At 58.3% G+C, this 21,241-nt stretch carries 22 protein-coding genes; 18 read left to right on the top strand and 4 right to left on the bottom strand.

Annotated elements, in window-relative coordinates:
* The first annotated feature begins 1 nt into the window (after position 1).
* From ACO6TI_RS27425 to ACO6TI_RS27410, 4 genes are all read left to right on the top strand, one after another.
* Positions 2 to 1,234 carry a TRAP transporter substrate-binding protein gene (locus ACO6TI_RS27425; protein WP_029061000.1) on the top strand — a complete coding sequence of 411 codons (1,233 nt, stop codon included), beginning with the start codon at positions 2 to 4 and terminating at the stop codon, positions 1,232 to 1,234.
* 92 nt (positions 1,235 to 1,326) lie between these two features.
* The gene (locus ACO6TI_RS27420; protein ID WP_055117556.1) at positions 1,327 to 1,995 is read left to right on the top strand and encodes a TRAP transporter small permease; all 669 of its coding nucleotides are present in this window, start codon (positions 1,327 to 1,329) and stop codon (positions 1,993 to 1,995) included.
* Entirely contained in the window at positions 1,995 to 3,353 is a 1,359-nt protein-coding gene (locus ACO6TI_RS27415) for a TRAP transporter large permease (protein ID WP_055117554.1), read from the top strand. Before ACO6TI_RS27420 ends, ACO6TI_RS27415 begins: the two co-directional genes overlap by 1 nt.
* Before the next feature lie 9 nt (positions 3,354 to 3,362).
* Positions 3,363 to 4,142 (top strand): IclR family transcriptional regulator, encoded by a 780-nt coding sequence (locus ACO6TI_RS27410; RefSeq protein WP_104703743.1) that lies wholly within the window; start codon positions 3,363 to 3,365, stop codon positions 4,140 to 4,142.
* Between the two features lie 40 nt (positions 4,143 to 4,182).
* Here the strand turns inward: ACO6TI_RS27410 and ACO6TI_RS27405 are convergent, their stop codons facing one another.
* Positions 4,183 to 5,229, bottom strand: a complete 1,047-nt coding sequence (locus tag ACO6TI_RS27405; protein WP_422383767.1) for a LacI family DNA-binding transcriptional regulator — start codon at positions 5,227 to 5,229, stop codon at positions 4,183 to 4,185.
* A 155-nt stretch (positions 5,230 to 5,384) separates the two neighbouring features.
* On the opposite strand from ACO6TI_RS27405, the gene ACO6TI_RS27400 reads away from it, so the two are divergent.
* The 11 genes from ACO6TI_RS27400 (at position 5,385) to ACO6TI_RS27350 (ending at position 14,842) form a co-directional block, all read left to right on the top strand.
* On the top strand, positions 5,385 to 5,564 hold the full coding sequence (locus ACO6TI_RS27400; protein WP_029060995.1) for a hypothetical protein: 180 nt from the start codon (positions 5,385 to 5,387) through the stop codon (positions 5,562 to 5,564).
* 27 nt (positions 5,565 to 5,591) lie between these two features.
* Positions 5,592 to 6,737, top strand: a complete 1,146-nt coding sequence (locus ACO6TI_RS27395) for a TRAP transporter substrate-binding protein (RefSeq protein ID WP_029060994.1) — start codon at positions 5,592 to 5,594, stop codon at positions 6,735 to 6,737.
* A gap of 118 nt (positions 6,738 to 6,855) precedes the next feature.
* Positions 6,856 to 7,371, top strand: coding sequence for a TRAP transporter small permease (locus ACO6TI_RS27390; protein WP_104703546.1), 516 nt, complete (start codon positions 6,856 to 6,858; stop codon positions 7,369 to 7,371).
* An 11-nt stretch (positions 7,372 to 7,382) separates the two neighbouring features.
* Positions 7,383 to 8,714: a TRAP transporter large permease gene (locus ACO6TI_RS27385; RefSeq protein WP_055117548.1), complete on the top strand. Its 1,332-nt coding sequence runs from the start codon at positions 7,383 to 7,385 to the stop codon at positions 8,712 to 8,714.
* A gap of 7 nt (positions 8,715 to 8,721) precedes the next feature.
* Positions 8,722 to 10,035: a histidinol dehydrogenase gene (gene hisD / locus ACO6TI_RS27380; protein WP_422383766.1), complete on the top strand. Its 1,314-nt coding sequence runs from the start codon at positions 8,722 to 8,724 to the stop codon at positions 10,033 to 10,035.
* A 4-nt stretch (positions 10,036 to 10,039) separates the two neighbouring features.
* Positions 10,040 to 10,792 (top strand): SDR family oxidoreductase, encoded by a 753-nt coding sequence (locus ACO6TI_RS27375; RefSeq protein WP_196899933.1) that lies wholly within the window; start codon positions 10,040 to 10,042, stop codon positions 10,790 to 10,792.
* A complete protein-coding gene (locus ACO6TI_RS27370) occupies positions 10,789 to 11,784 on the top strand; it encodes an alcohol dehydrogenase catalytic domain-containing protein (protein ID WP_196899932.1) in 996 nt (331 codons plus the stop codon). The genes ACO6TI_RS27375 and ACO6TI_RS27370 overlap by 4 nt, the downstream gene beginning before the upstream one ends.
* A gap of 10 nt (positions 11,785 to 11,794) precedes the next feature.
* Complete coding sequence (locus ACO6TI_RS27365; RefSeq protein ID WP_029060988.1) at positions 11,795 to 12,085, top strand: UxaA family hydrolase; 291 nt, start codon at positions 11,795 to 11,797, stop codon at positions 12,083 to 12,085.
* 12 nt (positions 12,086 to 12,097) lie between these two features.
* On the top strand, positions 12,098 to 13,279 hold the full coding sequence (locus tag ACO6TI_RS27360; RefSeq protein WP_104703550.1) for a UxaA family hydrolase: 1,182 nt from the start codon (positions 12,098 to 12,100) through the stop codon (positions 13,277 to 13,279).
* 51 nt (positions 13,280 to 13,330) lie between these two features.
* Positions 13,331 to 14,338: an Ldh family oxidoreductase gene (locus ACO6TI_RS27355; RefSeq protein ID WP_209012357.1), complete on the top strand. Its 1,008-nt coding sequence runs from the start codon at positions 13,331 to 13,333 to the stop codon at positions 14,336 to 14,338.
* Between the two features lie 84 nt (positions 14,339 to 14,422).
* On the top strand, positions 14,423 to 14,842 hold the full coding sequence (locus ACO6TI_RS27350) for a universal stress protein (protein WP_055117539.1): 420 nt from the start codon (positions 14,423 to 14,425) through the stop codon (positions 14,840 to 14,842).
* A 97-nt stretch (positions 14,843 to 14,939) separates the two neighbouring features.
* On the opposite strand, the gene ACO6TI_RS27345 is transcribed toward ACO6TI_RS27350, so the two are convergent.
* From ACO6TI_RS27345 to ACO6TI_RS27335, 3 genes are read right to left on the bottom strand one after another with little or no spacing between them, the layout of a single operon-like run.
* On the bottom strand, positions 14,940 to 15,866 hold the full coding sequence (locus ACO6TI_RS27345) for a hypothetical protein (protein WP_055117537.1): 927 nt from the start codon (positions 15,864 to 15,866) through the stop codon (positions 14,940 to 14,942).
* Positions 15,867 to 15,870: 4 nt separating this feature from the next.
* Positions 15,871 to 16,305, bottom strand: a complete 435-nt coding sequence (locus ACO6TI_RS27340) for a hypothetical protein (RefSeq protein WP_196899931.1) — start codon at positions 16,303 to 16,305, stop codon at positions 15,871 to 15,873.
* Positions 16,305 to 17,381: a glycosyltransferase gene (locus ACO6TI_RS27335; protein ID WP_196899930.1), complete on the bottom strand. Its 1,077-nt coding sequence runs from the start codon at positions 17,379 to 17,381 to the stop codon at positions 16,305 to 16,307. The genes ACO6TI_RS27340 and ACO6TI_RS27335 overlap by 1 nt, the downstream gene beginning before the upstream one ends.
* Positions 17,382 to 17,536: 155 nt before the next feature.
* Here ACO6TI_RS27335 and ACO6TI_RS27330 point away from each other — a divergent pair, with 155 nt between their 5' ends.
* From ACO6TI_RS27330 to ACO6TI_RS27320, 3 genes are read left to right on the top strand one after another with little or no spacing between them, the layout of a single operon-like run.
* A complete protein-coding gene (locus tag ACO6TI_RS27330; protein WP_055117527.1) occupies positions 17,537 to 17,830 on the top strand; it encodes a hypothetical protein in 294 nt (97 codons plus the stop codon).
* 8 nt (positions 17,831 to 17,838) lie between these two features.
* Positions 17,839 to 20,754, top strand: coding sequence for a caspase family protein (locus tag ACO6TI_RS27325; protein ID WP_422383765.1), 2,916 nt, complete (start codon positions 17,839 to 17,841; stop codon positions 20,752 to 20,754).
* An 18-nt stretch (positions 20,755 to 20,772) separates the two neighbouring features.
* The gene (locus ACO6TI_RS27320) at positions 20,773 to 21,231 is read left to right on the top strand and encodes a hypothetical protein (RefSeq protein WP_029060980.1); all 459 of its coding nucleotides are present in this window, start codon (positions 20,773 to 20,775) and stop codon (positions 21,229 to 21,231) included.
* Positions 21,232 to 21,241: the final 10 nt, after the last annotated feature.

Raw genomic sequence — 21,241 nt, 5'->3', positions numbered from 1 at the left:
AATGAGTGTAGGAAGCAAACTAGGCAGGATTTCTCGGCGCGATTTGTTCCGTGTTGCAGGCACTTACGGAATGAGTTCGACATTGCTGGCGGCCGGTACATTCGGCGGTGCGATGAGCCTTGCCAACCTGGCTTCGGCTGCGGAATCAACATACGACAAGCGATTTTCCAAACCGGCCAAGCACACACTCAAGTTCGGTGCTGCCGGCTTCAATGCGCGCAACCTGCTGATCGAGCGGGCCGGCGCTCTTGAGTTCGCCCGGGATCTGGAGGCTCGGACCGACGGCGAAATCCGCATCGAGTTCATTGGCGACAACCAGATATGCGGGCAGCTTTCCTGTGTCGAAAAAACCCAACAGGGCATTATCGACATTTATGCCGCTTCCACGCAGAACTCCGCTGGTGGCGCGCCCTATCTGAACGTGCTTGATTATGCGTTCATGTTCCCGGGAAGGGCATCTCAATACTACTTCCTCTACAGCCCGGAATCACAGCGCATTCTGCGTGATCCGCTGGAGAAGCGGCATGGCTTGAAGTTCCTTTTCAGCCATTGCGAGTTGCGTGGAATACAGTTGGGACTGGGCTGGTCGGATCGCCCGACAGTGACCAAACTCGAACAGCTGTTCGGCACCAAAAACCGCGTCACCGGCACTCAGCTGGGACGTATCGCAATGAAAGCGCTCAACCTCAATCCGGTGCCCGTCGCCTGGGAAGAAACCCTTGACGGACTGAAACAGGGCCTGATCGATGGCGCGGAAACCTGGGCGAGCGCGGTTGCCTATGCGAACATGTCTCCGGTCGTCAGTCAGTCTGTCGACCTGAAATTCTTCTGCGGCACGGAACACACTTCCATGTCTGCAAGCGTGTTCGACAGCCTCGAAGGTCCGCTGCAGGATGCGGTGATGGAATCCGCCTATTGGGCTCAGGCCCACGTGCAGGCCGCCAACGAAGCTGCTCTGGTCAAGACAGTCGGCTTCTCCGATCCACAACTGCCAGGTACGATCTTCGTCGAAAATGACGTGCGTCCAGCATTCCTGCCGGCGAGCGAAATCAAGCTCGCGGAAGAAATGTGTTCGCCCGAGTTCCAGCCGCAGCTGTGGCAGGAATGGCGTGATCGCCTCAATGGCTGGGCGGGTGGCATCGACACCTACCAGGAAATCTACGACATCGCGCGCAGGGTTCCGGCAGACATGAAACCGGAAAACGTTGAGCCGCGCCGTTGGTGGAAAGGCTGATTACACTTTAAAGTCTGTGGGCCGGCGCGCGGTATCCGTGCCGGCCTGTCTTGTTTTCAGACCGGGAAAACCGGCGCAATGGGAGGGTCCAAATGGCAATCTGGTCGGATCTGGGTGCGATCCTGAGCGCTTTTGCATCGCAGGACAGCTGGGAAATCCGCAATGCCCTGAAATCAGAGGCCGCCTGGGTGATAGGCGCATTTGCAACTGCTGCCGGCGGGCTTCTGGTGCTGCTTCTTTACCGCCTGGTCCCGCTCCTCGACCGGCATCTGGAGCGCACCATCATGGTATGGAGCTATCTGGCGATTGCCTTCATCATATTCTGGGGCGTGATCGACCGGTTCGTCTTTGCCAACCAGCAACCCTGGTCCACTACAATCCCTCCGCTTCTCTTCATGATCATGACCTGGTTCGGAGCGGCCTTCAACGTGCGTCTTCGGACACATCTGAGCTTCGCCGAATTCAGGATGATCATGCCGAGATGGGCCCAGATGGCGTGCCTGTTCCTTGACGCAGTCCTGTGGTTCGCCTTCGCGGTCATCGTGCTGGTGACCACAACAAGGCTGACGGCCCTGTCGGCATCCAACTTTCAGATCGTTCTGGGGACTGACAATGTCATGCAGTGGTGGTTCCTGATCACCGCGCCCCTGTCTTTCGTGGCGCTCGCTGCCCGGGTGTTCGAGAATCTCGGCGACGATATCAGCAACTGGCGCTCCAACCGGCCGCTGATCAAGCCGGCCGTCATCGGGGAGGACACCTGATGACAGATGCAACCTGGGTAACACTGATCTCGATCAGCGTCACGGTCCTGTTCATGATCGGAGTTCCCGTCCTTCTGGTGATCGCCTATTGGGTGATCGGATGTTCCTTCGTGCTGGGCTTGACGCTCGACAATCTAGGCGCAGAGCTGCTGAACGTGTTCAACAAGGGCTTTGCCCTCCTGGCCATGCCACTGTTCATCCTGACGGGGGATCTCATCAACCGATCCGGAATCGCCCGGCGCCTTTCCGATTTTGCCTATGCAATGCTGGGCTGGTTACGTGGCGGGCTGGCGATGGCCTCTCTCGGCGCCTGCGGCCTGTTCGCGGCGATCTCCGGGTCGAACTCCGCGACGACCGCAACGATCGGTTCCATGCTCCACCCGGAAATGGTGAAAGGTGGCTACGATGAACGGTTTTCGGCCGCCACGGCAGCAGCCGGAGGCACGGTCGGCATCATCATCCCTCCATCGATTATCTTCATCGTCTACGGGTTCCTGATGAACCTGCCGATTTCCGACCTGTTCGTCGCCGGTATCATTCCGGGGTCACTGATGGTGATCGGCATGCAGGTTGCCTGCTGGATAATCTGCCGGATGAACGGCTGGGGATTCCTGATACCGCTGCAATTCAATCGTATCCTGAAGACCGCGTTCGGTGCCTGGCTTGGGTTCTTTGCCATCGGGCTGGTCTTGTGGGGCATCTATACCGGCAAATTCTCGCCGACCGAAGCCGCAGGCGTAACGGTCGGGTTCTGCATGATCGCAGGTTTCGTCAGCTATCCTCTCAACAAGATCATGGGTAAGCGAAGCGAACGGCCGGTGACTGAAAAGAGCTATGCGGAAATGCTGGTCGTGCAAGGTTTCACGGTTACGGAAGTTCCTTCCATCGTGATCCGCTCAGCGCAGATTACCGGCATCCTCGCACCGCTTATCGCCATATCCGTCGTGATGCAGCAGATCCTGTCGCTGCTGGGTGCGCAACAGACGATCGGAGATTTCGTGACCTCCATGGGGGGCTACCATGCTGTCCTGTTCACGTCGATGGTGATCGTGTTCGTCTCAGGCATGGTTCTGGAAAGCCTTCCGGTCACAATCATCCTGGCACCCATCCTGGCCCCGATTGCCGCGTCCGTCGGTGTCGATCCGATCCATTTCTCCGTGATCTTCCTGGTCGGCGCGTCCATCGGATTCATCACACCGCCCTATGGTCTCAACCTATATGTTGCTTCCGGGGTGACGGGAGTTCCCTATTTCAGGCTACTTCGCTATACGGTGCCATACCTTGTTGCGCTGATCAGTGTCTGGATAATCGTGTCTTTGACCCCTGAGCTGGCGTTGATGTTGTTGCCGAACAGATGATTGCCGCTGATGTCAGAAGACCAAGAAACAGAAGAAGCAGGAAAAATACCAACGAACCTGCGTTTGCTGGTCATTCTGGAAGAAGTCGCCAGAGCCGGGGTGCCGGTGGCGCCTTCAGCTCTGGTTGACCTGCTTGGTCTCCCCAAGCCGACGATCCACAGGTTGCTGCATACGGCCGAAACGGAGGGGTTCTTGCAGCGTAGTCTCGACGGCCGGTCCTATGGACCGGGCAGGCGGATGCGGAAGTTGTCCACAAATACGCTTTCCTCGCAGCGGATCCGCACTGAACGGCTTCGGGTGATGCGGGATCTTGCTTCGGAAGTGGGGGAGACCTGCAATCTGGCAGCGCCGGGCAGGGATGGCATGGTCTATCTGGATCGTGTCGAAACGCATTGGCCTCTCAGGATCCAGCTTCCGATCGGAACCCAGGTACCCTTTCACAGCACGGCGAGCGGCAAGATGTATCTGTCCATGCTGCCGACTTCGGTGCTCGACCGGTTCCTGTCCTCAGTCGAACTCGAACGGCGGACCGAACAGACTCTCGTGGAACCGGCAGATCTGGAACACGAACTTGCGCAAACAAGGTCCCGCGGATTTTCGGTCGACAACGAAGAGTTCATGGACGGCATGACAGCAGTTGCGGTCGCGATCTGCGACGACAGGGGCAGGTTGATGACAACGCTTTCGATCCATGCGCCAAAGCAGCGCCACGATGTTGAAAGCCTGATTACCCAGCTTCCCAAACTGAAGGACGCGGCCGCCCGGCTTGAACAGATTGCCGTTGAATAGGCAACTCAGAAACATCACGCGTCTCTTTGAGTTGACCAAGTCACCGTTTGTTCGGAGCAGGGGCTTTTCCGAGCGTTTCCCGAAAACAGATACTGGTCGGCAACTCGATATTGTCCGGGGCATTGCCGTTTAGGGCCGCCATGAGGGCCTGCGCTGCAAATTGGCCCATCCGACGGTGGGGAACGTGAACGGTGGTCAGTGGCACAGGTGCGACGCTGGCCAGTTCAATGTCGTCGAAGCCGGTTATCGAAACGTCGCCCGGTATTTCGAGTTTCAGTGCCGAAGAGGCCCGAAGCGCGCCGACGGCAAGAACGTCATTCCCGCACATCACAGCCGTGGGACGCGGGCGCGCTGCCATCAATTTGCGAAAGGCAACGTCACCGTTTTCAATGGAGTAGTGGGTCTCCTCGACCAGCAGCTCCGAAGGATCAAGACCTGCTTCCTTCATGGCATCTCTGATGCCGCTTACACGGTCGCGCGCACGATCGTTGGCCGATGTTTCAGCAGTGATGCAGCCCATGACCTTGTGACCGTTTTCCAGGACCAGTTCCGCCAGGGACTTCATCGCCTGCCGGTTGTTGAAGCCCACCGACAGGTGATCGCTATCCGGGTCCGAAACCCAGGTCAGAACCGCAGGAATCTTACGTTTTGCGAGGAACTCGTAGACCTTGGGATCGCGCTGATACCCGATGAGGAGCAACGCGTCTGCACCCCGCACGGTCAAGGTCTTTATCTGTTCTTCTTCCAGGTCCTGCCGGTAGGAGGAAGAGGCGACCAGAAGGGTGCAACCGTTCTGTTGAAGCTCTTCCTGAAAGGCCTGGATCCCGCGCGCGAAAATGGCGTTTTCCATTGTCGGGATGATCGCGCCAATGGTGTTCGTGCGGCCTGCAGCCAGCGCACGGGCACTATAGTTCGGCGAGTATCCAAGCCTGTCGACCGCGTCCATCACGATCTTCAGTGTCTTTTGCGTCACCCGGTCAGGACTGTTGAGACACCTGGAAACGGTGGCCGTCGAAACACCTGCTGCAACGGCAACATCTGCAAGTGTGGGAACGTCGGTTCCTGAAGGTTTGGCGTTATCTTCCATCCGTCCGGACGCTTCGCGCGCTACTGGGTGTTTGGTTCACTGCACCTGCCTTACAGGTATTTTCAATTTCAGAGAATAAATATTTCTGCTTGCAATAAAAAATGTAAGCGCTTACATTTTGGCTCGCCGGGTTAAATGATCGTTGGGAGTTGATCATGCTTTTGGTTTTGGCGGCCGTTTTGTTTGCGGTCTTTGTTGTCAATGTTTCGATCGGTTCTTTCGGTGCAACACCGCCTTTGGGAAATGTCGGTGAATTGATTCTGCTTTTGGCCGTCTCGATCGCGTTTACCGCATCGGTTCTGAAGAAAGAAGCAAATGAACGTTCCGGCAAGTAGCTGGATCTTTTCGGATTTTGGGAGGAAATGATGAAGAAGACTGAAGACATCGCGTCGAATGAGCGCAGAAATTTCTTGAAACTGGCCGGAGCCGGCAGCTTCACCGCAGCAGTTGTTGCCGGAGCAGCCGGGACACTGTGGTCCGATGAGGCCGTCGCGCAAACAGCGCAGGAAGAACGGTCGCGCGAACAGGCTGCAGCACACACAATGACGCTTGCGACCGCTTATGTGCTCGGTGCGTCCCGCAGCTATCCGATCATGCAGCTGGACCTGAAGGAAAACATACAGAACGCCACTAACGGCAAAGTCTACGTCAAGCTCGCTCCAGGTGGCCAGCTTGGTGCCGGCGGAGCGTTGGCGCAGGCCGTTCAGGGCGGCACAATTCAGGCAGCTCAGCACTCCCTGTCCAACTTTGCGCCGTTTGCCTCTGCTGTTGACCTCATCAACATGCCGTATTTCTGCGGTTCCAACCAGCGCTTCACCAATCTGGTGACATCCGACGCCTGGAAAAAGGAAGTGCATCCGAAAATCGAGGCTTCCGGCTTCAAGGCACTGTTTTATGTCGTGATCGACCCGCGGGTCGTCGCCGTGCGCAAAGGCGGCAACAAGGTGATCACGCCGTCCGATCTGTCTGGCGTGAAATTCCGCGTCCCCGGTTCGGCGATGTTGCAGCAGTATTACCGCATGGTGGGTGCGAACCCGACACCGGTGGCGTGGGGTGAAACACCGTCCGCGATCAAGCAAGGCGTGGCCGATGCTCTCGACCCGTCCGTCGGTGCCCTTTACGTGTTCGGCTTCAAGGACATCCTGAGCCATGTCACGTTCACCCAGGCAGTGCCGGACAGCCAAGTTTACTCCATGAACCTGGAGTGGTTCAATTCGCTGCCTGCCGACGTGCAGGAAGGCATCGAGTTTGCCGGCGAGATCACGGCACAGCAGAATCTCGCCAAGGTTCCGGCTGCCCGGTCCTATGCGATGGCCGAACTGGTCAAATCCGGTGTTGAATTCCACTCGCTGAGTGATGATCAGCTCGCGGAATGGAAAGCAACGGGCGGATATCAGCTTGAGGATTGGGACAAGTTCAAGGTTGAACTCGCCGGTTCTATGGAGTCCTTCGGCCGCCTTGAAGACGCAGCCAACACAATGGGCCGTTACTACGTCCACGACGCATAACGAGTTGCGTTGACTGGCCGGCGCCGACCGGCGCCGGTCTCAGTTCCGTTCAAACACACCCTAATCGCGCGACCGCCGCATCAGACCCCGAGCTGATGGGAACGGCAGAGGAGTGCCCATGTCGAATGTCCTTCAAGCCCTGGACCGGAACGGCGAACGTTGGCTGTTGCTGGTTTTCTACGTGATGCTTGTCCTGACCATGTTTATTGAGGTGGTCCGGCGCGAGGTCTTTGCATACTCGTCCATCTGGGGTGAGGAAATCGTCCGCTATTCCTTTATCTACCTGGCCTGGATTGGGGCTGCGGCAGCGGTCAAGGAACGCGGGCATATCCGTATCGATGTCCTGATGCAGTATGTCGGGCCGCGCGTGAAGGCACTGCTCTACATCTTCGGCGACCTGGTCATGGCCTTCGTTGCGATCGTTGCCTTCTACTGGTCTTTGGAAACCGTCCTCGTGTCGGCGAAATTCGGCTCCGTAACGCATGGACTGAGAATTTCCCAAGTCTGGTTCCTTTCTGCCGTTCCATTCGGGTTTGGTCTGGTCTTGTTCCGCCTTGCCCAGTCACTCCTGCGCGATCTGCGCGACTTTCGTGACGGTCGTCCCGTCTACGAAGGCGACAAACTGTTCGACTGAGGGAGGCGACCATGCTTTGGCAACAACTACAGCAACAAACCGTCGAACTGGGGTGGTCTTTCTACGGTCCCGTTCTGATCTTCGTCGGTCTCATCGCGCTCGCCGTTCCGGTCTGGGCCGCGATCGGCTCGGCGGCAATCGCAATGCTCATGATTTCCGGCGCCTTGCCGCTGTCGCTCGTCGGCGAGAGCCTTTTCCACGGGATCGATCACTTCGCCCTGACCGCCGTTCCACTGTTCATCCTGACCGGAGACGTGCTTGTACGTACCGGGCTCAGCCGCAAATTTCTTGATGTTGCTGAAGCGCTCACCTGCTGGGCAAAGGGCGGGTTCGGATCTGCGACGGTTCTTGTCTGCGGCATGTTCTCCGCCATTTCCGGCTCCGATGCCGCCGGTGCGGCTGCTGTTGGCCGGATGACAATCGAACGACTGGTGGAAAGCGGCTATCCACGCCCCTATGCCTGCGCTCTTGTTGCGGCTGGAGCGTGTACGGGGATCCTTATCCCGCCGTCAATCGCATACATCATCATCGGTCTGGTTCTTGGTATTTCCGCTTCGACCCTGTTTCTTGCCGCGCTGATACCCGGCATTGCGATCCTGCTTTCAATTCTGGTGACCAACATCGTCATGAACCGTATCTATGCCTACGAGGGCGGCGGGCTCATGACCTTCGGTGAATGGGCGGCCAATCTCGGCAAGGCGCTGAAATCGGGCTGGTATGCCTTCATCGTCCCCGGTGTGATCTTTTACGGTATCTTTTCCGGTCGCCTGACACCGACAGAGGCCGGTGCCGTGGCGGTCATGATCACGATCGGGATGGGATTTCTGCTTGGAACGCTGAAACTCTCGGACTTCCCGGCCATGCTGGTCAGCTCGGCCAAGGTCAATGGCGTGATCGTGCCGATCATCGCGTTTTCCCTGCCGCTCGCCCAAGCCCTGGCGATCCTCGGAGTTCCACAGGGGTTCGTTTATGCCGTCACGTCGTTGACGAGCGAACCGGCGCTGGTCATCCTCCTGATGATCGGGATCCTGATCGCCGCGGGCTGTGTCATGGAGACCACGCCGAACATCGTGATCCTGGCACCGATCCTGAAGCCGCTTGCCGATAACATCGGCATGAACGAAATCCAGTTCTGCATCATGATGATCACTGCACTGGGTGTCGGCTTCATCACGCCGCCGCTTGGTCTCAATCTGTTCGTTGTGTCAGGCCTGACAGGTGAATCAATTTTGAAGATAGCCGCCCGTGCCGTGCCGTTCGTCTTCTTCATGCTCCTCGTGACACTTCTGATCGCCTATGTCCCGACGCTCTCCACCACGTTTCTTCCTGACATCTACAAGTAGGTCCACAATGTCTGTTGAATATCTGAAAAAGGCGGTCCGGACATCGAAGACCGACGCCTCCGAGACCACGAAGATCGTGCAGGAGATTCTCGATACCATCGAACAGGGGGGAGATGCAGCCGCGCTCGACTATGCGGCAAAGTTCGACAAGTATGATGGCGACATCTTGTTGGACGATGCAGCAATCGAGGCAGCTGCCGCCCTGGTGCCGGACAAGCTGAAGCGGGACATCGAGTTTGCGCATGCAAACGTCAAGCGGTTTGCCGAAGCTCAGAAAGAAACCTGTCAGGACATCGAAATCGAGGTGATCCCGGGCCTTGTCGCAGGTCAGAAGAGCATACCGGTCGAAACAGCCGGGTGCTATATTCCGGGGGGCCGCTACAGTCACATCGCCAGCGCTATCATGACCGTAACGACTGCAAAAGTGGCTGGCTGCAAGAATATCATCGCCTGTTCGCCGCCACGGCCCGGCGTCGGAATCAATCCGGCGATTGTTCATGCGGCGAAGGTCTGCGGCGCAGACAAGATCCTTGCGATGGGCGGGGTCCAGGGTGTTGCTGCCATGACTTTCGGTCTTTTCGGACTACCCAAGGCGAATATTCTGGTCGGTCCCGGAAACCAGTTCGTGGCAGAAGCCAAGCGCATACTGTTCGGCCGGGTCGGCATCGACATGATAGCGGGTCCGACGGACAGCCTGATCCTGGCAGACAGCACCGCTGACCCTGCCGTCGTTGCCGCAGATCTCGTCGGCCAGGCGGAACATGGTTACAACTCGCCTGTCTGGCTGGTGACCGACACGAGATCGCTGGCCGAAGAAGTCATGGAATTGGTACCAAAGCTGATCGACGATCTGCCGGAAGTGAACCGGGACAACGCAACGGCGGCCTGGCGGGACTATGCAGAGGTCATCCTGTGCGGCGACCGGGAACAAATGGCCGTGACTTCCGACGCCTATGCACCTGAACATCTGACTGTGCAGGCACAGGATCTGGACTGGTGGCTGGGTCGGCTGGCCTGCTACGGGTCGCTGTTCCTCGGCGAGGAGACCACCGTCGCTTTCGGTGACAAGGCTTCCGGAACCAACCATGTGCTGCCGACATCCGGCGCCGCCAGCTATACCGGGGGTCTTTCCGTCCACAAATACATGAAGATCGTCACCTGGCAGCGGGCAACACGTGACGGTGCAAAACCGGTTGCCGAGGCAACGGCAAGGATCTCGAGGCTTGAAGGCATGGAGGGACATGCCCGCACAGCAGACATCCGGCTCAAGAAATACTTCCCGGACGAGACTTTCGATCTGACCGCCGATGCCGGGGCCTGATCACATGTCGAGCCTGTTTGATGTTTCCGGAAAGGTTGCCTGTGTAACCGGGGCAAGCTCCGGTCTCGGCCGGCGCGCCGCGACAGCTCTGGCGTCGGCGGGAGCATCGGTCGTCGGCGTGGCCCGCAGATCTGCCGATCTGGAGGACTGGAGACGGGAAGCAGGGGGGCAAACAGCGGCTGTCACGGCCGATCTTTCAGATCGTGACGCCATTGCGGCCGTTGCAGGCAATATCGCTGGTCCGTTTGGTCCACCGCAGATCCTTGTGCACGCTGCCGGGATCAATACCCGTGAAACAGCTGACGATGTCACACCTGAAGGATGGGACATCACACTTTCACTAAACCTGTCCGTCCCGTTCTTTCTCAGTCAGGCATTCGTTCCGTCCATGCGCGAGAAAGGCTGGGGCAGGATCGTCAATTTTGCGTCTCTGCAGACCTCTCGGGCGTTCCCCGGGGGAATTGCATATGGTGCTTCCAAAGGCGGCGTCGGCCAACTTACAAGGGCGATGGCGGAGGCCTGGTCAAAGGATGGCATCAATGTTAACGCGATCGGTCCGGGTTTTTTTCCAACGGAGTTGACCGCTGCGGTTTTCGGCGACGATGAGAGGGCGCAGCGCAATGCCGCACAGACCTGTGTCGGACGAAATGGCAAGCTGGAAGACATGGACGGACCGCTCCTGTTTCTTTGCTCGGACGCATCTGCTTATGTGACAGGCCAGGTCCTGATGGTCGACGGAGGGTTTACCGCAAAATGAAAGCACTCGTTTACACGGGTCCCGAGGCTCAGGCCTACAGAGACGTCACCGACCCGGTTCCGTCGGCCGGCGAAGCGCTCATCCGCGTTGCACATACCGGTATCTGCGGGTCGGACATGCACGCATTTCTTGGACATGACGAGCGCCGTCCCGCGCCGCTCATTCTCGGCCATGAAGTTGCCGGTACCGTGGTATCCGGTGAACTCTCCGGGCAGCGCGTCACCGTCAATCCGCTTGTCAGCTGCGGGTCTTGCGAAGCATGCCGTGCCGGCAGGGATAACCTGTGCGGCAACCGTCAGATCATTTCAATGCCGCCCCGCGAAGGCGGATTTGCCGACTATCTTGCGATGCCGGAAGCCAATCTGGTTGTCGTGCCCGACCATGTCAGCGATGCCCAGGCAGCGCTTGCCGAACCGATTTCCTGTGGCTGGCATGCCGTTCGGCTTGCCAGACAGGCACTCTTCGGCAATCCGGCCGACGCATGTGCGCTCGTCATCGGCGGCGGAGCGATCGGACTGGGCGCCGCGCTTTGTCTCAAGGCTCAGGGTATCGACAAGGTCCAGTTGGTCGAGCCGAATGTCGAAAGAGCCCGTTTCCTTGCCTCCAGCTGCGGGATTGAAGTCCTGACACCGGAAGAAGCCGATGCCAGCGGGCAATTCGATCTTGTGGTTGATGGGGTCGGATTTGCGGCGACACGTGCAGCGGCATCATCCCGCGTCAAACCGGGAGGCGTGATCGCCCATATCGGTCTGGGCTCGGCTGAAGGTGGTCTGGATATTCGACGCATCACGCTTCAGGAAATTACCTTTATCGGCACGTATACCTACACTGCCGAAGACTTTCGTGACACTGCGAAAGCCATGTTCGACGGACGGCTTGGATCGCTTGACTGGGTCGAGATCCGGCCTTTGTCAGACGGCCTGAAGGCCTTCAACGATCTGCGGGCGGGCGAGGTTGCAGTGCCAAAAATTCTACTCACGCCAAACACCTAAGGAGACTTTCATGTCTGAAATTCCCCACCTGCTCGTCCACGAACATGCCGACAATGTCGGTGTGGTCGTCGTGGAGGGTCTGACCGCCGGCACGGACATGCTGTGCTGCGTTACGCATGACAATTCCACCTTCAGGCTGACCGCCGGCGCTGATGTGCCGATCGGTCACAAAATCGCGTTGAAAGACCTCAAGGACGGCGACACCGCGACGAAATATGGCGAGGACATCGGGAAGATCATCGCTGATATTCCGAAGGGTGACCATGTCCATACCCACAACTGCAAAACCAAACGCTGGTAAGGAACCGTGTCCATGTCTTCCAAATACTCAAATGTCACGGTGAAGGGTTTCCGGCGGGAAAACGGCCGCGTCGGCGTGCGTAATCACGTCGTAATCCTGCCGGTTGACGACATTTCAAATGCCGCCTGTGAGGCAGTTGCCAACAATGTGAAAGGCACGCTTGCCATCCCGCACGCCTATGGGCGCCTTCAGTTCGGTGAGGACCTCGAACTTCATTTCCGCACCATGATCGGAACAGGCGCAAACCCCAACGTTGCTGCCGTTGTCGTGATCGGGATCGAACCCGGGTGGACCAAGCGTATCGCTGACGGCATCAGAGAAACCGGCAAGCCTGTTGCCGAGTTTTCGATCGAACAGAACGGGGACTTCGAAACCATTCGGGCCGCTTCCTGGAAAGCGAAGGAATTCGTGCACTGGTCGACTGAGCTTCAGCGTGAAGAATGCCCTCTTTCGGACATCTGGATTTCAACCAAGTGCGGCGAAAGCGATACCACGACCGGTCTTGGATCCTGTCCGACCGTCGGTAACATGTACGACAAGCTGCTACCCGAGGGCATCACCGGCTTTTTCGGCGAAACCTCGGAAATCACAGGTGCGGAGCACATCTGCCAAAAGCGCGCTGTCAATGAAGAGGTCGGCGAGCGCTGGTACAAGATGTGGAAGGCATATCAGGATGATGTGATCTTCGCTCACCAGACCGATGACCTGTCCGACAGCCAGCCGACCAAGGGCAATATCGAAGGTGGGCTGACCACGATCGAGGAGAAAGCGCTCGGCAATCTGGAAAAGATAGGCCGCACGTCGAAATACATCGACATTCTGGAGCCGGCCGAAGCACCGAAGTCCGGTAAAGGGCTCTATTTCATGGACTCGTCTTCGGCGGCTGCCGAATGCGTGACCCTGATGGCAGCCGGTGGCGCCGTGATCCACACGTTCCCGACAGGCCAGGGCAATGTGGTCGGAAACCCGATCGTGCCCGTGATCAAGATAACCGCCAATCCACGAACCGTTCGGACAATGAGCGAGCACGTGGATGTGGATGTCTCGGGCATCTTGCGCCGCGAGATGACCATCGATGAGGCCGGTGACGAGCTTATCGACATGATCCGCCGTACGGCCAACGGCCGCAACACTGCGGCCGAAGCTCTCGGGCACAGGGAATTCTCGATGACCAAACTTTACCGAAGCGCCTGACGCGTGGAGGAAGATGGCCGGCTTGCCGGCCATCGCATTGAAGGAATGCGCATGGAAGCGAGCGAACGCCTGAGCTTGAACGACGCAACTGATCTCATCAGATCGGCTTTTGTGAGCGTCGGCGTGCCCGAGCAAAACGCAAAATCCGTGGCGCGCGCGCTCGTTGCCGCAGAAGCGGAAGGGCAGGTGGGGCACGGGTTTTCCCGGGTCGAGGACTATGTCGCACAGGCGCGCAGCGGTAAGATCAAGGTAGATGCGACCGTTGATATCCGGGAAGTCGGGACAGCGAGCCTGCTTGCGGACGCAGGAAACGGCTTTGCCTATCCGGCCCTTGATGAGGTGATCGAACGGGGGGCTGAACTGGCGAAGGTCACCGGCTGTGTGTCGATGGGGATTACACGTTCCCATCATTGCGGTGCCCTGTCGGTTCAGGTGGAAAAACTGGCGCGCAAGGGCCTTGTTGCCATCATGGTTGCGAATTCGCCGGCGGCCATGGCCCCCTATGGGGCAAAGGAAGCGGTTTTCGGCACAAACCCGATAGCTTTTGCAGCGCCGCGTCCGGGCCGTGACCCCCTGGTTGTCGATCTGTCTCTTTCCAGGGTCGCACGGGGCAAGGTGATGAGCGCGCACAAGGCGGGCAAGCCTATCCCGGAAGGCTGGGCGCTCGACCGGGACGGAAATCCGACAACGGACGCTGCAAAAGCCCTTGATGGCACGATGGCTCCCATCGCCGAGGCCAAAGGGACCGCCCTGGCACTGATGGTGGAAATCCTGGCCTCCGCCATGACCGGTGCATCATTCAGCTCCCAGGCCTCCTCGTTCTTCTCCGCGGACGGGCCGCCACCCGGTGTCGGGCAATTCCTGATCGCGATGAGGCCCCAGGACGACCGGTTCGCTGAACGCCTTGAGGAGCTCTTGACCGCCATCGACACACTTGATGGTGCGCGGATTCCAGGAAGCAGACGCATTTCCGCGATCCGCCAGGCGGAAGCGAACGGTATCGAAGTTCCGGCTCGTTATCTCGAAGCGCTGCGAAAGATTGCGGAGGCTGGAACGTGACGAACCAGGGTGCTACCGCGCGCGTGTGCGGATTGGATCAATCCGCGCCTGACTGCATTTGAAAAACGGAGGTTGTTCGATCCGATGTACAAGCAAATTCTCATTCCGGTTGCGCTCGACCATGAAACGCTTATCGCCCGAAAACTCGATATAGCACGACACCTGTTGGCGGAGGACGGACAGATCACCTTGCTGACCGTTCTTGAAAGCATCCCCGGTTTTGTTTCCGAATTCGTGGATCTGAAGATCGACAATCATCTAACTCAGAAAGTTGCGGAGAAGCTTCGCGCCGCGGTCGGTGAAGACCAGCATATCGCCTGTGAGGTGGTGACAGGCAAACCCGGGGTGCAGATTGCCGCATATGCCGAAGCCAATGATACGGATCTCATTCTTGTCGGCTCGCACCACCCCTCCGCACAGGACTATTTCCTGGGCTCGACGGCTTCGCGCGTTGTCAGAAGAGCGGGATGCTCCGTTTTCGTCGTCCGTGACGGCGACAGCTGATCACCCGCATCCAGATTTGATGCCGGCTTGAAGCACAAGGACGGACAGACGTTGTATGCAAGCTCAGGAGAGGCCGTTGCCGGTGACCGGTCCGGCACTACACGGTGACCGTCATCCCGAAGGCGCGCCGCCGGTGGTACGTGGATTTGAGGAAGCGGGATGCAGCAGCATCGAGATCGGCGATTTCGAGCTGAAGTTCCCTGTTGAGCCGATTGCCGAGATCGATGATGGCCTCGTGCCGACGGGCGTCATCCTGCCAATCGGCATAAACTGTTTTCTCCCAAAAATCTCTTACCCAGCCGTAGTCTGCAACGTGTGCATGCTCGAAACCGTCCAGTGCCGTCATGACGCAGCCGAGACGTGCGCCGAGGATTGCCCAATCGCCGTTCGGAACATCCGCGCCGACACTGCACCAGATTCTCAAACGTTCAAGATTTGCATCACCTATGTGGCTGAGCAGCGCCTCACCTTTCGGCAAGTCGGGATAGACCTTGTAAGCGAGCGTGCCACCGGCGAGATTGAATTTGACCCCTTCGCGAAAGCCGCCGCGAAATGCCTGGAACGGCGTATCGGTCATATGCACTTCCGACAGCACCCTGTTGACCTGGAAGTAGGGTGTCGTCCAACAGAAGTCGACGGCTGCCTCCGGGCGCCGCGCGTTTTCATGCGATCGCAAGGTCACCAGGGTTTCCCGCGGCCAGATCTTTACGCCGCCATTTCCGTACTCGAGGGCATTCAGCACATTACGGGCGCTGAAGGAAAAGACAGCTTCCCTGTCACGGGGGGACACATCAAACCGTCCGGAAAAGAACTCCTCATCCGTCAGCAGATTGTCGGCGTCGATCGTGATCACGTGGTCGCTGCCGCAGATTTCACCGGCATGGCGATGAGCAGCATCGAAGCCCTTGATGCCGTGCACCCTTTTTGCGTGCGGCAGATATTCCAGAGCACGGTCATAGTGCGAATCCGCGTTCGGCTCGTCAAAACTCAGGAAAACCGCATCGCATGTCGTCAAGTCAAGCACGGTCTTACCAATCCTGATCACTGCCGAGGTGGACAATCGCCTCGGGTTGCCACTTTTCGATCAATAGAGCTTTCCGGCGGGCAAAATATGCGCGCCAATCAAGATCGGGTAGAATTGGTGAATTGGCCCGAACACTGGGCAGCACGTCATAGGCCAGGCTGGTGTTTCGCAGTGGAACAAGGTCTGTCATGTCGACGATGATGACCGGCAGCATGTCCTGCTCCCTGGCTCCTGCACGCGCGACGGGCAGAAGCGGTTCGATCTCGACCCAGTCCAGTCCGCACAGATTAACGAGCATGATCGACAGCGTTCTGTCCTGGCGAACGACATCTTGCAGAACAGGACTGTCTGTATTGAATGGCCAGGCTGCCTCATCCGCATCCAGGATCTCCAGCGCCTGTTTGCCTGCCCAGCGCGCCTGAATCAGGAAATTCAACATCACGGTCCTCCCAAGCGGCTGTAATCCTTCCGGACCAGAGAATTCATGACGTCCCGCCAGGTTGCCGCAATCGCTAACTGGTTGCGGGCTCTCGCCAGGCCGGCAGCCGCCTTTCCACGTTCTGCCCAGGTCTCTGCCTCTTCATCAAGCGCATTGTGCAAGGCATCGGCGAGGCCGCCGTTTTGGTAGATGATACCGGTGCTTGGCGGCGCGACCACGTCACGGAGCCCAGGCGTGTCCTGTCCGATAACCGCCCTGCCCAGGGTGGCGGCCAGAATTGCCGAGCCCGAGGTGAGCGATGCACGATAAGGCAAAACCACGAAGTCCGCAGCCGCGTGCAGGCGCCCGACTTCTTCCGGAGTGGCAAATCCTTCGCGGTGAATTAACCGTGCGTCCGAAGGAAGGTTAAAATCGAAATTTCGAGCGGTTTCCCCAGCAATAATCAAACGATCTTCCGGAGATGCTGCTTTCAGAAATTCCGACACGAGTTCGTGTGGTTGCTTGTAGGGCGCAACACGACCAGGACAGAGTACAACCATTCGAGCGCCGGACAGGCCAAGTTCAGCGCGAGCGGCCTTGCGCGGGAATACCGGATAAGCACCTTCATAGTTATGATGGGAAATCACCCGGATTTTGCGTTCTGGCAGGTCCAGTTCGTCCCGTGCTGCGGCAACTGCGGGGAGCGAGTGCAGGTGAAGAACATCCGCCATTTTCGATAGTCCCGACTGAAGATCATCATTGGCATTGCTCTTGTGGCCATCGTGGGGTCTCAGATTGTGGATCGACCAGATCACCTTGCCTCCGGCCGAGTGGAAGCGACTGATATCGTCGAGAAACCTGTCAACAACTTGAGGCTCACCCGAACCCGTGAAAACCGCGTGTTCCCAATGCAGATGAAACAGGAGCGGTTTGCCTGGAGAGGCTTTTTGAAGCGCGAGTGCATCCTCGATTGTTCCCGGTTCTGCCTTGAACGCAGGACCGAGATTCTCGTAAAGAAGCGTCTGATAGGGGTTTGTCGCCCGATAGTCCGGGAAAAACGTTACCGGGACTGGGGTTACGTTGGCCGCATCGTTCATGTGTTCACCTTTACACGTCTTCGCATTGCGAGCTAGTGAGCATCACGTGTTGCTGAACCGTGCCGTGTTAGCCTTGACACGTTACTAAGGCTCGCATCTAATTGCGCCAATGGATTTCTGATTTTTTATGTCAATCAATTCGGGTAAATTCGGTTATGCCTCGTTGGGTCCTTGGAAAAGTGCTGGCCTTGCTGAGTGTGCTCGGCATTCCGTTGACGAGTGCCGTCGCACAAAATTCCCGGCAATTTGAATCGCCCGCCTCTGCACGCGCCTATTTGCGAAGCAACCCGGACGGACCAGAGGCGAACGCGGCTTTTCTGGCGCTCGTTGAATTTCGGCTGATGCGGGAAAATCCGGGCCTATCGAGGGACGAGATCATTAACATGTTCAACCAGAACACTTCGGCCTCGACCGGAGTTCGCCAGGTTCAGGCACCTGGCCTCTATTGAGATTTCCAATGCAGCGACCGATGCGGTTTTTGCTGAAAACGACAAGTGCCATTTCGGTGGCCGTCGTATTGCTGTGCGCCCCCTCATACGCGCAAACGCCGGACGCCCTGGCCAATTCCACCTCGCGTGTGGCGCTGGTCATTGGCAACTCGGCCTACAGATCAGTCGCCCCGCTTCCCAACCCGGTGAATGACGCGGAGCTTGTCGCGGAAAAACTCTGGGAAGCCGGTTTTGAAGTTATCGAAACGATCGATGGTGACCGCGAGAAGATGCTCGCCGATCTGGCGACATTCCGCAGCCGTCTGCGAGAGGGCAGCGAAGCGCTGTTCTATTATGCAGGTCACGGTGTTCAGGTCGGTGGACGCAACTATTTGCTGCCCGTTTCCGTGGCGCCGCAATCCGTCGAAGAGTTGATAGATCAGTCGATCGACGCCCAGCTGTTTGTCGACATCATGTCCAACTCGGGCGCGAAGCTTAATATCGTTCTCCTCGATGCCTGCCGAAACAATCCGTTTGGCGAAATCACCGATGAGGAAGCGGAAACAATCGTCTCGCGTGCCATAAGCCTGGGAGCTTCCCAGGAAGAAGTCTCGCGCGGCCTGGAGCAATTGTCACAGTCCAGTCGTGGCGGGCTGGCGGAAATGACGGCCGGTGATGCTGAAACAGTGATCAGCTTTGCCACCGCACCCGGTTCAGTCGCCTATGACGGCGAGGGCAAGCACAGTCCCTACACGCAGGCAATTTCCGACAATATCAGCGAGCCCGGGCTTGAAATTATCGACCTGTTCCGCCGAATTCGCGGCCATGTGCGCGAAACAACCGAAGGGGAACAGATCACCTGGACGACCAGCACGCTTGAAAGCCGCTTTTACTTCATGCCGCTTGTGGATGATTTGCGCAGCGCGACCACCGGTATGAGTATTGCCTCCGATACGCTGGGCGGGTTGCCGCCGCGCCGCATCATCGACAGGACCTTCTGGCGCTCGATCCGCGACAGTGACCGGGCGGAGGCATTTGCTTCCTATATCCGCACCATGCCGACGGGAGCATTCCTTGAGGACGCGAAAGAGCGCCTGAGTGAACTGGGTGGCAACCCCGATGATATTCTCGTCTCCGATACCTCGCTGCCGGAAATTGCCTCCCGACCGGTTGATGCGGTCAATGGCTCGGCCAGATCGGAGATCGTCGCTGCGCTCGACAATGCGCAACTGACCGTACCGATCGGCGTCGGCGAAAAGCCCCTTGGCAGCAAGAATGGTGAAAACGGCTGGATCTATGTCGAAAGTGCGTCGCGTCTCGGAGTGGTGACGGAAGGTTCGGGCAAGCCGCTTCATGGCGGAACGGTTCATTGGCTGCCGGAAGACAATCAGCTCTCCTATACTCCGCAAGTCGGTTCGAATGGTGGACGCGACAAGTTTCGCAGCATCGCATTGCGCGACGAGGGGGACACAGATCCGATCGAGGCGCAACTGGATGTTTACGTGGATGCCTGTGACATCCTGGCGGGCAACCCTTACGACAGCCAGCGTGTCACTGCCGGCACGCGTCAATTCATTATCGACCGAAACTTCGATGCCGCCATCGAGGTTTGCGAAATCGCCGTTGCAAACTATCCCGATGTGGTGCGGTTCTGGGCTCAGCTCGCACGTGCCTATCGGTCTGCCGGTGATTATGATCAGGCAATCGAATGGCAGCAGAAGGCAGTCGATGCCGATTATGCCTCCGCCATGGTTTATCTCGGTCAGATGCATCTTGATGCCCAGGCGGTGCCGCGCGACTATCCTCGTGCGAAAGCGCTTTTCGAAATTGCTGCCGACCGGGGGGAAACTGCCGCTTATACCGCGCTTGCATGGATCTACAGGGCGGGCGTAGGCGTCGCCCAGGATTATACCCAGGCTCTGGACTACTACCGGCAGGGTGCCGACCTCGGCAATGACTGGGCCATGACAAACATCGCCGAATTCTATCAAAAGGGTCTTGGCGTCGAGAAGGACGTGAACGAGGCCGTCACATGGTATACGGCGGCGGCGAAAAGCGGCGAGCTGACCGCACAGACGCGCCTGGCCCGGATGTATCAGACCGGTGACGGCATTCCGCAAAATTTCGAAGAAGCCCGTTTCTGGTTCGAAACCGCCGCGGGGCGAGGAGTGCCCAATGCCCTGACGCGGCTCGGGATCATGTATGAGAACGGGCAGGGGATCGACAAGGACGTAGAGGCGGCTGTTCGCCTGTTTGTGCGGGCTGCGCGTGAGAACGATCCCGAAGCGTTCTACAGGCTCGGCCGGGTCTATGCGTCCCGCCATCCGCTGTTTGATGATCCTGGCCGCGCCGCTGCATTGTTTGAAAGGGCCGTCACAGAGAAGGTTTACGGTGCCGAACGCGATCTCGGGCGCCTGTTGTTCGAGGGCCGCGGTGTCTCCAAGGACGTGTCGCGTGCCCGTGATCTCTTCGTGGCTGCCGCAGACAAGAACCCATGGGCGGCACGGGATGCCGGCCGCGCCTGGGCGTCCTCGGATGGTGCCGAGCCTGATTTTGAAGAAGCCGCACGCTGGTTCCGTGTCGCCGCGGAGGGCGGTGTTCCCTGGGCGGCGCTGGACATGGCGCGCCTGTCGGAAGCCGGGAGGGGTGTGCCCGAGGACAGGTTGGCAGCACTCATCTGGTACGCTACGGCAACCGGATTGAGTGACGATGTCAATCTGGTGGACGCCGTGAACAAGAGCACAGCTTCATATACCCGGAACGAATTCGTTGCGGCTGCGCAGACCTTGCTGATACGTCTGGGTGTGCTTACCGGAGCAGCTGACGGTCAATTCGGACCTGCCACGCGGCAGGGCTTGAACGACGCATTCTCCTCACGCGGGCTTGCTGCGCCCGGTGATGACATCACACTCGACATTCTGTCGAGACTGACGCAAATGCAGTGAGACACAGGCGGGATCCCCATGATCAAAAGCAGTGCAGCTCTAATCGTCTTATTGGTCTTTCTCACCGGATGCGTCAGTTCGTCTGTCAATCGTCCGGATGTTTCGGTCGATGAGGAGGTTGCGCGGTTGAAGCAACTCGGCTTCCGGCAGGTGACACGGCGTTCTGATGGCACGCGTATCCTGCGCTATAGCGGTCGTATGACCAGGGCGGTCGAATGCCGGCAGGGTTCGGGCAGTTTCGCGCCCATACCGTCCAGGCGCCGTGCCGCCAATGGTCAGAGCGAGACGATTTCGCTCGATGCTTACCTGAAACTTTCGCCGGGAGCCGACGGTGTGCTCAGCAATCATGAGCGCGACGGCATTTACATTGTGACAATCAAGACGCGTGGTGGCGGTGCGTCGTCGCTAAGAGGGATCAAGTTCGGCCCGCGAGGGCAGGATACCTTCCGCTCGGGCCTGACCTGCCGCGCAGCCTGAGCGGAAACGC

It is taken from the genome of Roseibium album (genome assembly GCF_965233825.1).
Lineage (GTDB): Bacteria > Pseudomonadota > Alphaproteobacteria > Rhizobiales > Stappiaceae > Roseibium > Roseibium album.
This window is presented reverse-complemented; position numbering and strand designations above follow the sequence as displayed.